This is a genomic window from Collinsella sp. AM41-2BH, from assembly GCF_003468085.1.
Classification (GTDB): Bacteria; Actinomycetota; Coriobacteriia; order Coriobacteriales; family Coriobacteriaceae; genus Collinsella.
The window spans coordinates 59484-71478 of sequence record NZ_QSGH01000002.1; the positions used below are offsets into that span (position 1 = coordinate 59484).

Consider the following 11995-nt stretch of genomic DNA (forward strand, 5'->3'; position numbering starts at 1 on the left):
TCAAAAATGAACGCCCGCACAGCTCCAATCATCACTTTTTTGAGAAAAATACCCCCCGCTTTAGTGGGGTGTAGTGATAATCTCGCCTGTTCGCGCTACAGTTTGTCCGAAATACCTCGATGTTAGGAACCAAATGATCACTTCCGAGCTTTTCGGCACCGCGCCGTGCGGTACCCCCGTTCATCGTTACACCCTCAACGGGCCCGAGATCAGCGTTCGCATTATGGACTATGGCGCCACCGTGCTGGGTATCGATGTGCCCGACATTCCCGGCAACGTGCGCGATGTGGCACTGGGCTTCGATAAGCTCGAGGATTACTTTGACAACCCCGCCTGCTTTGGCGCGACCATCGGCCCCGTGGCAAACCGCACCGCGGGCGCCACGATCACCATCGACGGCACGGACTGGCATATGCCCGCCAACGAGGGCGCCAATAACCTACACAGCGATCTTGAGCACGGCCTGCATAAACGCGTGTGGGACGTTGAACTCGACGAGACTCGCAACGCCGTTCGCATGACCGCCTCGCTTGAGGATGGCGAGCTGGGCCTGCCCGGCAACCGCACCTTTACGGCCGTGTTTACCGTGACGCGCACCGGCGTCTTCCGCATCGAATATGGCTGCGAGAGCGACCGCGCCACGTACGTGTCCATGACCAACCACACGTACTTTAACCTTGCCGGCCATAACGCCGGCATGGACTGTGAGCACTTCTTTGTTGTCAACGCTGCCCACTATCTGCCCATCAACGACCAGAACATCCCCACCGGCGAGATCGCTCCGGTCGAGGGCACGCCGTTTGACTTCCGTGAGCTGCGCCCCGTCGCTCCCGGCATGGAAGCCGACGACCCGCAGATTAAGCAAGCCCGTGGCTACGACCACTGCCTGTGTATCGATGGCTATCAGTACGGCCGTAATCTGCGCCGCGCGATGCACGTCGAGGAGATGTGGACCGGTCGTGAGCTGGACTACTACACCACCGCCCCGGGCGTGCAGCTCTACACCGGCAACTGGCTGGGCGACGAGCACGCCAAGGACGACGCCAACTATGGTTGGGGCGCCGGCTTTGCCCTCGAGGCCGAGATGTACCCCGACACGCCGCACCAGCCGCTGTTCCCGCAGGGCATTGTGGGCCCGGGTCACCCCTACAGCAATGTGATCGAGTACCACTTTATGAGGCATTAAGCCCACAACGCGACATATCGCACACCAGCGCCCGCCGGCACCACCGCCGACGGGCGTTTTTCTACCTAGTCGCCTGCGACGTTCTTAAACGACTAGTCGTTGTGGGCACTCTTTGTCGAATGTGGCCGCCGCATCATCGATGGTACCGTGTCCTCGCGCGCAATGGTGGCGTCCGTCCCGCTTCGACCGTCGCGTTACGGCGCGAGAACATCCAGCGGAACAACTTGGACGCCACGCTCGGTAACATAGGCTTGCGAACCAAACCCAATGATCACGACTTTCGAAACCGGCGGGTTGTTTCCGGCGGCAACCATGCGTTTCTCGACAGCAACAAGGCTGTCAGACGCCTCTTCGATTTGAGCAGAGCTGAGTTTAACTTCGACCGGAATCCACGTTCCGCCGGGAGCCGCAATGACCGCATCGACTTCTAGATCGCGAGAATCATGATAGTGATAGAGGCCCATTCCGTTTGCTCGCGCATAAACCCACAAATCATGAAGCACCAGCGATTCAAAAAGCAGTCCGAGCGTCTTGAAATCTAGCAGTAGTGTCTCCGGGGTCGCCCCGAGTGCGGCGGCCGCCAGCGACGGGTCGGCGAGGTGATGCTTCTTTGAGTCTCTTAAATGCACCGGAGATCTCATTGCAGGGTTCCACGCGGGAATATCGCGAACGAAACTAACCCGAGCAAGAAGAGATATATATGATGCCGCCGTCTGTCTCGACACCTCTCCGCCAAGATCGGCTACAAGCGTCTTGAGTGTCGCCAAAGTGGATTCATTTCGCGCAAGCGATTCGATGACGGCTTTGACCTTCTCAGGGTCGCGGCGAGAGCCATCAACACGAGATAAATCTTCTTCGGCGACTATGCCGATATAGCGTTTGGCCATCGCGGACGCAGCCCGCGTATCGCGTCCAGCCGCTGCAGGCCATCCGCCACGAACAACGCACTCGGCAATCGAGGCAGAGTCCAACGACCCGAAAGCTCCATTGAACTTTTCGCCAGAAATAATGCCCGATAGCTTAACCGCACCGCTGGATTTCCCGAGTTCGAAAAGCGTCATGGTGTCCATGCGCAGTTTGGCGAATCTTCCAGCGCCACTGTGCATCGGACGTTCGTCGTCTCGCGGTGTTGCCGATCCCGTAAATATGAACTGACCAGGCTCGCCACCGCGGTTGTCGCACTCAAACCGTGCCGCGTCCCAAAGTTTCGGAACCTCCTGCCACTCGTCAATCAGCCGCGGCACCTCGCCGGAAACGGCAAGAGCCGGATCCGTCTCGGCGCGTAAGCGATTCTCGAAGTTGCGGGACGGGTCCATGAGAAGGAGCCTAGACGCCGCACGGGTCTCGGCCGTGGTCGTCTTTCCACACCATTTCGGTCCTTCGATAAGAACGGCACCGAATATACCCAGCAGCTGGTCGAGCTCATTTTCGACAATTCTGGTGTAGTACTTTTTTGGCATATTTATCACCATTGCTACCAGCGTGTTTAACCAAATTCACAGTTTCCATTTAACCAAATTTCGGTTCTCTGATTAACCATATTTACACAATTCAATTAACGAAACAGATTTAGGAGCCATTTTTGCGAACGGCTTAAGCTGTGGTGCAGTCATTGACGTTCTAAAAGACTAGTCGAAAGGGACACTCTTTTCATAGCTCCGACACATGTGCCAACATGCCTGAAATCGGCGCGCTACAGATTGCGCCCATCTACTACTTTTACTCCCGCACCCCTGACCATACGCCCCTATTTTCAAAAATCGCACGTTCGCTACCTGCAGTTTTAATATTGCGATTTTCATCGTGCTTCGAGGTAAGCGACCAAAAGTAGTAGATGGCCCCAATTCCTGGCCGAGGGCATCTCGCCGCTCCTCCACGGGAAAATACGATCCGTTTTCCTCCGTCCCCAAGGGATCAGTTGAACAGATTGCCAATGGGGTCGGGGGCGGAACTGGGGAGATAACGGATTTCTAGCTCTATGCCGAGCGCTTGCAGCTCTTTAAAGGCGGCGGTATCTGCATCGCTTACGGCAACGGCAGGCGTTGCAGAGCGCTTGCCCTCCCCTGCCTGCATATGGCCGATGCTGATCTTGGTTATTGGCACACCGCCCTTAACCAGCGCGAGCGCGTCGGCAGGTGAGGCTACCATGACCAGAATCCATTGACGCGGCGTTGCGGTATGAATGATGTCGATAGTCCTTTGCACCGAGAAAAACCGCGTCCACACGCCGTCGGGCGCCGCCACCCTCATAGGGGCCCACTTACGCGAATCCGCCGCAATCTCGTCGTTGACGACGAGGACAAGGTTAGCATCTACGGCTTCGTTCCACAGCTCAACATCTTGCCCGTAAATGAAACGGTCGTCGATACGCGTAAGAAGGATCTTGGGTTGAGCCATGGCTGCCCCATTCTGTTTGAGACCCATACGAGCGGGACGTCGACCACCAACTCAACAGCAGGTCAAGTAACAAATGGGCACTGCAGACATCACGCCTCTAATATTAGTGCATTTAAAGTGAGAAAAGCCGTCAGAACACTTGCGCGGATGTGCGATGTCCCGTATCATAGACAGCCGTTGACGCCTCAGTTGCGTCATCATATGGCCGCCAGCGTAGCTCAGTTGGTAGAGCACCGCTCTCGTAAAGCGGGGGTCACCGGTTCGAGCCCGGTCGCTGGCTCCATTACACAAGATAGCCGCCTTCGGGCGGCTTTTTTGTTGCCGATTTTGAGTGCGTGCGCGCCAATCCAAACATCGCCACGTCAACGGCGGCCCACTCGGTGGACTTCGGGTTTAATGCTTAGGGGCGGGGATTTACCAAAGTGAAATCTTAATGAAAAGAAACCCAGCTGCAACAATTGCCATGGTGAGGGCTCAAATTGGCCATATAGATCTAAAATAGTCACAATATACAAATGTCGAGAGATATTGGCGATATAGATGAAAAGAACTAAGGGTTTTCTTTTGCTGGTATTGATGTTGCTCGGACTGTTCTGCCTGAGTGGCCCTTCTTGGGCCAAGGCTGCCTGTCCTGAAGGTGAGCCTTAGCAGTCTTATACGGGCAGCCTGCTGATAACTGCTAAGGAGGGCGATGCCGACTCTCAGTCTGGGGTAAATCCCCTTGCCACTTTTGAGGGGGACGGCGGAACGGTCAAGCTTGACCATATTGGTAGCGGGATTTTGAGGTGGCAAGTTCTTCCGGACAAAATTGCGAACGATCCCTTCTCTTTTGCTGGAACGATTTATCTATACAAGGTTGTGAGCGGAAAACAAAAATACGTCGATTGCTATCCGACAAACGGGTCTGGAATTGCATTCACCGGCATTTCGGGGCAGATTGATACACATGTACGAAAGGGAACCTAAGTGGTGCGTTGGGTTGGAGCTGCTGCAGGTCCGATACGGATTGCGGTCTTGCGCCCCGATGTCCAAATAGGTTTCTCTCTCTAGACGGGAAGTTGCTCATGGACGCCATATACGACGGGGATGACTGGGTCGATCATTATACTTGGCGCCTGGTCGGCTCGAACGACAATGGGGATGTGGTGTTTGATGGACTATGTCCAAAGCATCTCCATCCTTTTGTCTCGTCGTTAATTGAGAGTTCCGCTCGTGTTGCCCCCTACAGCTCGGCGTCGCTTCATGATACGGACGTTTTGAAGACCATAAGGGAATCAATTGACGATGGCACGATGAGCGGCTCGCTGTTTTCTCGGCTTGTTGGGCTAGATGAGATTGGCTCGAAACGACTGCTTGCGGGCGAAAAAGTGGAACTCACTTATCGGTCGATGATTTCAATCCTGCGGCTAGCCGATGTTCTTCGCAAATAAATGAGGCTTCCCTATTCAAAAACCGAAAACCCCGCCAAACGTGACTCCCCTAGGGAAAACACGTTTGGCGGGGTCCTAGCGTGATTTCCCTAGGGGAATCACGCCATCAGACGAGCAGCTCAACCGAGCAGTTCGCTACTCCTCCCAGTAAGCATCTGCAAGCAGCTTAAAGCAGATCTTCTTGACCGGCTGCGCGCCATCGCCCGGGAACTCGAGCGTGGGCATGTGAGGCTCGCCGGCAACAAACAGCGCAAACTTGTCGTCAGCAAGATCGCCGGCGATCGAGGCGTCGGAATCGACCAGATCGTAGTCGTCCTTCTCGTCAAACTCCTGGACCAGCGTCAGGCTGCCCGTAGCGACCTTAAAGGCCTCGCGACCCTCGACGTCGATCTGCAGGTCGTGATAGCGCTGATGCGTCTCATAGTGAGCCTCGGCCTCGGGACGCGTCGTGGGAGCCATGACGTTCGCAAAGACCTTGTCGCCCAGAATCGGATGGCTGCCGACCTCGAGCTTCGCCGGCTCGTTCTCCTCGAGCCAGTCGATCAGCACATCGAGGCCCTTGAGCATTCCGCGGTATTCCTCGATATCGCCCAATGCACCGTAAATCATCTAAATCCCCTCTCGGATCGTTTATTTGGCAGCTACTCGGTAAATGCATTACCGACGCTGTTGCCACCCACATACGCCTCGACCAGGGTAAGGTCGGGATTGAACACGACAGCATCGGCGTCGCGCCCCGGCATAATGCTACCGCACTTGTCGTCGACTCTAACCACAAGCAAGCAACCGATGCCGGGGGCGGCGCACAAGCTCCTACAGCTCGGTCACGACAACGCCGTTGTAGACATCATCCCAACGATCCATAACCAAGTGGCCAGTCATGGGATCCATGGCATTGAGCTTGCCGCAGGTGTTGGCGGTACGCAGCACCGTCTCGTCATCCGCGCCAGCAGCAATCGCATGTGCGAAGCCGGCAATGGTCGAATCGCCAGAGCCCGTAGCGTTAACGGCGGGGATATCGGGGGTCTTGGCGCGGAACGCACGGCCGTTATGGAAGCCCACGGAACCGGCGGCACCCATGGAAACGACGACCCAGGGGATATCGGAGAAGCGGGCATCAGAGGCGAGCGCGGCGCGGAGCTCGTCCACATCGTCGGTGGTAAAGCTCGTGCCCAGAAGGCCGTTGATCTCGGTCAGGTTAGGCTTAACCAGCTCGGGCTTAACTTCGGACTTAAGGGCGGCCTCGAGCGAAGCACCCGAGGTATCGAGCAGCACCTTGGCGCCGGCGTTCTCGGCAATGCCCGTGATCTTGGCGTAGTAGTCCGCCTCGACACCACGGGGCAGCGAACCCGAGATGGTAACGACAGCGGCCTTGCTCGCAAGCTCGGCGAACTTGGCGGTAAAGGCATCGAGCTCCTCGGGGGCAATCGTCGGGCCGCTCTCGAGTAGCTCGGTCTGGTTGCCGGCGTGGAGGATGTTAAGGCAAATGCGAGTCTCGCCCTTGATGGGTACAAAATCATTCTTAATGCCGTTGGCATCCATGAGCTCGGCCATGTAGGCGCCCATGTGGCCGCCGAGTAGACCGGTTGCCACAACGTCGTCGCCCAGCTGACCCAGTACACGGGCCACGTTGAGACCCTTGCCGCCGGCGGTCTTTTCGGGCGTCACACGGTTAACGTCGTCGATAATGAGCTCATCGAGCTGATAGCGTGTATCGACGGACGGGTTCATCGTAACGGTGAGGATCATTTTTAGCTCCTTATCTCGCAGGCTCCTTGTGCCTCGCGATACGAGTCGACAAAACGGAATTACAGAATCTCAATCGTGAACGAGCGAACGACGGTCTCCTTGGGCTTGGCGACAAGGCAGCCACGCTTATGCTCAAGCACGTCGTCCTCATCGGAGCAGGTCGAAAGGCCGCCCCAAGGCTCAACTGCCACAAAATCACCCTCGGGCTTGCTCCACACAATGAGATATGGGAAGCCCTCAAAGCTCAGGCGAACGCCCTTGTCCTCGCCCTTTTTGGAAAGCGTGACCTGGCGGCTCTCGAGCACGTCAAAGATGGTCTCCGCAAAATCGAAGAGCTCGTGCGACAGGGGCAGCGTCTTTCCCACCATGGGGTTCTTGGAGCGCTTGTCCACGTCAATCAAGCCAGTCGAAGGGACAGCGGTGCAAAGCTCTGCAGCCTCTTCTTTCTCAAAGCGCAACTCGTAGTCCGTATAGGCCTCGCCCTCATCGAGCGGGCACCTAAAGCCGGGATGCCCACCGATAAAGAACGGCATGTCCTCGGTGCCCTCGTTGGTCACCTCATAGGAGACGCGCACGGCGGCGTCCTCGAGCGTATAGCGGGCGACGAGCCTAAACGGATACGGATAATCGCTCAGCAGCGCGGCGTTATCCTCCGAAGCCAGGCACATAGCCAACTCGTTCTCGCCTTGGCTCAGCAGCTTCCACTCCTGCTTGCGCGCAAAGCCGTGGCGAGCGAGCTTTACATGATGCCCGGCAAACGTCATGGCGCTGTTGTCGCGCAAGCCTCCGCAAATCGGGAAGCAAATCGGCGCCTGGCCGGACCACACGGTGGGATCACCCTGCCACAAGTACTCGCGACCTCCGGCCTCAATCGAGGTAAACGAGCCATCAGCCGTGGAAACCTTAATAGAAATCGAATCGTTGGAGAGAGCGTATTCCATTACCCATCCTTTCGAACAACTGCTTTATTTCACGCAAGCGCCCGTTTCAATCCTAACCATAGAACAAACCCGCACGCTCATCGATGCGTCCGGTATCCCGGCCATGTAACGGGGTACCATACAGACATTGATGCAATTACAGCTGAAAGGCCTTCTTATGCGAACCATCATTCTTTATGCCTCACGCCACCACGGCAATACGAAAAAGCTCGTGGACGCCATCGTCGAGGCGCACCCCGAAATCGATACCCTCGACGTGAAAACACTCGGCAAAAACGAGTATCCCAACCTGCACGAATACCATCTGATTGGTGTCGCCACGGGCATCTATTACTCCGAGATCGACAAGGACATGGCACGCGTGCTCACTAACGTGTTGCAGCCGCAGGACAAGGTGTTTGGCCTTATGACCTACGGTGGCAAAAACAAGTGGTACGGCAAGGATATCGATGGCATCTGCCGCATGAGGCAGGCCATCTTTATGGGTGTCTACGGCTGCCCCGGCTTTGATACGTGGGGGCCGTTCAAACTCACCGGCGGTGTCCAAAAGGGGCACCCGACCGCTGAGGAAATTAAGGGTGCCGTCGACTTCTTCGACAAGATCGAAGACGAGTATGGAGACATCATCGTCGAAGAGTACGCCAAGCGCGAGAAGCGCCTAGCATACGAGAAGGAGCATCCTGCAGGAGGCCTGGTGGCCGGCGTTAAGCGTACGGCAAAGAAAATCGCTAGCAAGCTGTAACTGTAAAGGTGCTTTTGAGCGTTTAACCCGTACGGCGGGTCCGAGCAGATTCGGGCCCGCCGTCTTTTTCTTTCGTTACTCGGTAAAGGCGTTGCCGACGCTCTGGCCGCCAACATACGTCTCGACGAGGGTGAGCTCATGGTCGAACACGACAAAGTCGGCGTCGCGACCCGGCATGATGCTGCCGCACTTATCCTCGATGTGCGCGGAGCGTGCCGGCACCTCGGTTGCCATGCGAATGGCGATATCGGCGCTGGCGATGCCCCAGTCGACGATGTTCTTGACGCCCTGGGCAAGCGTGAGCACCGAACCGGCAATGCTCTTGCCATCGGCGAGCCAGCACAGGTTGTCCTTCATGATGACGTCCATGCCGCCGCTGGTGTAGCTGCCCTCGGGCATGCCGCCGCAGCCCAGGCAGTCGGTGATGAGTACCGTGTGCTGCCAGCCCTTGGCCTGCAGCAGCGCCTTGATGGCGGCAGGGTTTACGTGCTTGCCGTCACAGATGATCTCGGCGTAGGTCTCGGACGTGGACATAGCAGCACCCACGACACCGGGCTCACGGTGATGCAGCCCGCGCTGGCCGTTATAGGTATGCGTAAAGCAGCTGGCACCGGCGTTGATGGCGGCGATGCACTCATCGTAGGTGGCGTCGGAGTGACCGATGCTGGTCACCACACCCTTGGCGTTCAGAGCAGCCGCATAAGCAGCGGCACCGTCGCGCTCGGCCGCCATGGCGCTCTTAACGATGCGACCGCCCGCAGCCTCCTGCCACTGATCAAAGACCTCCTCGGAGGGATCGATAAGATAAGCGGGGTTCTGCGCGCCCACGTGCTTCATGGTAAAGAAGGGGCCCTCCAGGTAGATGCCCTGAATGCGAGCACCGCAGAAGTCGGGGCCGCGACCCTCGTCCGCCTGAGCGATGGCGGCGCAGGCGTCCTTGATCTGCTCGACGCCATCGGTGAACGTCGTGGGTAGCCAGCTGGTGGTACCGCGACGGGCGAGCTCAGTCGAGCTGATATCGATACCCTCGGGGTCGTTATCGGTAGTTGAGTGGTTGTAGAAGCCATGGATGTGGGTATCGACCATACCCGGTGCGATCCACGATCCCGTGTAGTCCTTGATCTCGCAAGAGGGCTCGTCGGCCTGCCAGGCGCCAAAGACGCCATCCTCGACCATAAGATAGCCGCCCAGCTGCGGACCTGCCGGCAAGAAGAACTTGTCAGCCTTAATTGCGTACGTGCTCATATGCACTCCTTGCTTCTAAAGCAGTTGACTATGGTGATGCTTATACCCGGTCCAAGTGAAAACAAAAAGCGCCCGCCCGCCGTTATGAGCGGACGGGCGCCCTTACAGGGGGGACGCGATTAAGCGGTGAAGGGGTGAATCGTCACGCCCTTAACCACGCGGTTGACCGTGCCGGTGGGGCTCGGCGTATCGGGCGTGTTGCCCACGCGCACGGAGTTGAGCAGGCTAATGGCCTGGGCAAACATCACGAACGGCAGGGCAAGGTAGCCCTCGGGGAGTGCCTCATAGCCCTTAAAGGTGAAGGACTCGCCCTCGTAGACGGTAGCGCCATCCTGCTGAACGGCAACGGTGTGCTGAGCGATCTTGTCGCCACCGATCTCGTTGAGGATGTCGATGTCGTACTGACGGGTGTAGGCGTCGTTGTTGACGAACACGAAGACGAGCGTCTTATCGTCGACGAAGGACTTAGGTCCGTGACGATAGCCCATGGAAGTGTCGTAGGAAGTAGCGACCAGACCGTGAGCAAGCTCGAGAATCTTAAGCTGGCTCTCCTGAGCAAGGCCGCCAAAGGAGCCGGAGCCCAGGTAGGTCACGCGGTTGAAGTCGCCAGCGAGGTAATCGGCGACCTCGGACTCGCGAGCGATGACCTCCTCGCCCATCTTGGCGATGGTCTCGACCCACTCGGCCTTCTGCTCGTCGGAAGCCTCGTCAAAGATGAGGGTAGAGAGCAGGGTCATGCAGGTGTAGGAACCGGTCATGGCGAAGCCCTTGTCGTTGGCGCGCGGGATGAGCAGCGTCAGCGCATTGGGGTCATCGGCGGACTCGACGGCAAGCTTGCCCTCGGGAGCACAGGTAATGTTGAGGAACTTGACGTTGTGGACGAGCTCCTTGGCGACGGCAACGGCGGCAAGGCTCTCGGGGCTGTTGCCAGAGCGGGCAAAGGAAACCACGAGCGTGGGATCCTCGGCGCGCAGGAAGTCGCGCGGAGCGCTCACGATGTCGGTCGTGGCGATGGGCTTAAAGTCGTAGAGATCAGTGTTGCCAGCGTGACGCAGGTACGGGGCGCAGGTATCGCCAACGTAGTCGGACGTACCGGCACCGGTGAAGACAACGGACAGACGGCCCTCGCCCATAGCGCGAGCCTCGGCCAGGAAGGCCTCGATGGCCTCCTTGTTCTCGCGATAGATGTTGAGCGTATCACGCCAAAGCTCGGGCTGCTGAGCAATCTCGGCCGTGGTGATCTGGGCGCCGAGCTCGGTGAGCTCCTCGACACTCTTCTCGAACATTTCTAATACCTCTCTCTAGAAGTAATCCTCTGACGTGCAATTATACACTTCGGTTGGTTATCTGGTAGTAACCAGTTAAATACAAAGAATCATCATATGGAAACGGTGCAGACACTAATCGCTACGCTGGTGGTAAACCTTGTATTTAAACTGATCGGCACGAGCAACCGAGAGCGTATACTCCACAACCTCGTTTGACTCGTTATACGTAGTCCTAACCAAATCGAGCACAGGCGAGCCCTCGACGATTTCCAAAAGGTGGGCATCGGTGGGACGGGCTATGCTCGCATAGAACTCCTCTTCGGCCACGCGTATTTTTTGCTTAAAGTCTTGCTCAATCACATCGTAAAGCGGCTTACGCTCCAGCAGCGGTCGCTTTAGGGACAGAAATTGACGAACCGGTAGATAGCTACGTTCGACCATCATGGGCATGTTGTCGGCAGAACGAAGGCGCTTGAGCTTAAAAATGCGATCACCGATACGTAATCCCATATGCTCGGCCAGATTCTTATCGGCCTCCATCTCGCAAAAATCGAGAATCGTGGTCTCGGGGTCGCGACCCATCGCACGCATCTGCTCGGTAAAGCTGTAGGACTGCATAAGATTGGTTGCCTTTGCCGAACGGTCGGTCACAAAGGTACCGCGACCGTGCTGCCGAACCACCAGTCCTAAACGCTCCAGTTCCTGCAGAGCCAGGCGTACCGTAGTGCGCGAGAGACCATAGCGCTCCGAAAGTTCGCGCTCGGAAGGAATCATGTCACCGGCGCGATATTCATGGTCAATCTTTTCGGTCAGAATATCGACCAGCTGATCGTACAGCGGTTGCTTGCGCGCTCCGATCGCCATCCTATCCTCCCTTTTGCTCAAACTAGGCTACTACCTTGGGTGTTTAGCATTATCTGTCTGCCACACCCGAATCATCAAGAAAACAAAAGCCGCGCGCTCTTTCGAGCACGCGGCTTTTAACATACACATGGCTTAAGGGGTCGGGGTGTGAGCCGCGTAGGGACACACCCCTC

Annotated in this window: 12 protein-coding genes and 1 tRNA gene; 4 read left to right on the plus strand and 9 right to left on the minus strand. The window is 57.1% G+C overall.

Annotated features, from left to right (window positions below):
* The first annotated feature begins 133 nt into the window (after positions 1-133).
* Positions 134-1186: an aldose epimerase family protein gene (locus DW899_RS01610; RefSeq protein WP_117799777.1), complete on the plus strand. Its 1053-nt coding sequence runs from the start codon at positions 134-136 to the stop codon at positions 1184-1186.
* Positions 1187-1380: 194 nt separating this feature from the next.
* Here the strand turns inward: DW899_RS01610 and DW899_RS01615 are convergent, their stop codons facing one another.
* Together DW899_RS01615 and DW899_RS01620 are read right to left on the minus strand one after the other, a co-directional pair.
* Positions 1381-2646 carry an ATP-binding protein gene (locus tag DW899_RS01615; RefSeq protein WP_158566545.1) on the minus strand — a complete coding sequence of 422 codons (1266 nt, stop codon included), beginning with the start codon at positions 2644-2646 and terminating at the stop codon, positions 1381-1383.
* Positions 2647-3100: 454 nt separating this feature from the next.
* Positions 3101-3583: a PTS sugar transporter subunit IIB gene (locus tag DW899_RS01620; protein ID WP_117799779.1), complete on the minus strand. Its 483-nt coding sequence runs from the start codon at positions 3581-3583 to the stop codon at positions 3101-3103.
* A 207-nt stretch (positions 3584-3790) separates the two neighbouring features.
* On the opposite strand from DW899_RS01620, the gene DW899_RS01625 reads away from it, so the two are divergent.
* Together DW899_RS01625 and DW899_RS01630 are read left to right on the plus strand one after the other, a co-directional pair.
* Positions 3791-3866 (plus strand) — tRNA-Thr (locus DW899_RS01625).
* A 781-nt stretch (positions 3867-4647) separates the two neighbouring features.
* Complete coding sequence (locus DW899_RS01630) at positions 4648-5013, plus strand: hypothetical protein (RefSeq protein WP_117799780.1); 366 nt, start codon at positions 4648-4650, stop codon at positions 5011-5013.
* Between the two features lie 135 nt (positions 5014-5148).
* Here DW899_RS01630 and DW899_RS01635 read toward each other — a convergent pair whose 3' ends face one another.
* The 4 genes from DW899_RS01635 to DW899_RS01650 are packed head-to-tail and all read right to left on the minus strand — an operon-like array spanning position 5149 to position 7703.
* On the minus strand, positions 5149-5622 hold the full coding sequence (locus tag DW899_RS01635) for a YhcH/YjgK/YiaL family protein (RefSeq protein WP_117799781.1): 474 nt from the start codon (positions 5620-5622) through the stop codon (positions 5149-5151).
* Between the two features lie 32 nt (positions 5623-5654).
* Positions 5655-5789 (minus strand): hypothetical protein, encoded by a 135-nt coding sequence (locus tag DW899_RS10840; RefSeq protein ID WP_255415072.1) that lies wholly within the window; start codon positions 5787-5789, stop codon positions 5655-5657.
* 37 nt (positions 5790-5826) lie between these two features.
* On the minus strand, positions 5827-6762 hold the full coding sequence (locus DW899_RS01645) for a hexose kinase (protein ID WP_117799782.1): 936 nt from the start codon (positions 6760-6762) through the stop codon (positions 5827-5829).
* 59 nt (positions 6763-6821) lie between these two features.
* A complete protein-coding gene (locus tag DW899_RS01650; RefSeq protein WP_117799783.1) occupies positions 6822-7703 on the minus strand; it encodes an aldose 1-epimerase family protein in 882 nt (293 codons plus the stop codon).
* Positions 7704-7860: 157 nt separating this feature from the next.
* Here DW899_RS01650 and DW899_RS01655 point away from each other — a divergent pair, with 157 nt between their 5' ends.
* Entirely contained in the window at positions 7861-8445 is a 585-nt protein-coding gene (locus DW899_RS01655) for a hypothetical protein (protein ID WP_089572399.1), read from the plus strand.
* A 75-nt stretch (positions 8446-8520) separates the two neighbouring features.
* On the opposite strand, the gene nagA is transcribed toward DW899_RS01655, so the two are convergent.
* From nagA to DW899_RS01670, 3 genes are all read right to left on the minus strand, one after another.
* Positions 8521-9690: an N-acetylglucosamine-6-phosphate deacetylase gene (gene nagA, locus DW899_RS01660; RefSeq protein ID WP_117646248.1), complete on the minus strand. Its 1170-nt coding sequence runs from the start codon at positions 9688-9690 to the stop codon at positions 8521-8523.
* A 119-nt stretch (positions 9691-9809) separates the two neighbouring features.
* Positions 9810-10976 carry an SIS domain-containing protein gene (locus DW899_RS01665; RefSeq protein ID WP_117640368.1) on the minus strand — a complete coding sequence of 389 codons (1167 nt, stop codon included), beginning with the start codon at positions 10974-10976 and terminating at the stop codon, positions 9810-9812.
* A 114-nt stretch (positions 10977-11090) separates the two neighbouring features.
* Positions 11091-11822, minus strand: a complete 732-nt coding sequence (locus DW899_RS01670) for a GntR family transcriptional regulator (RefSeq protein WP_117635805.1) — start codon at positions 11820-11822, stop codon at positions 11091-11093.
* Between the last annotated feature and the right edge of the window lie 173 nt (positions 11823-11995).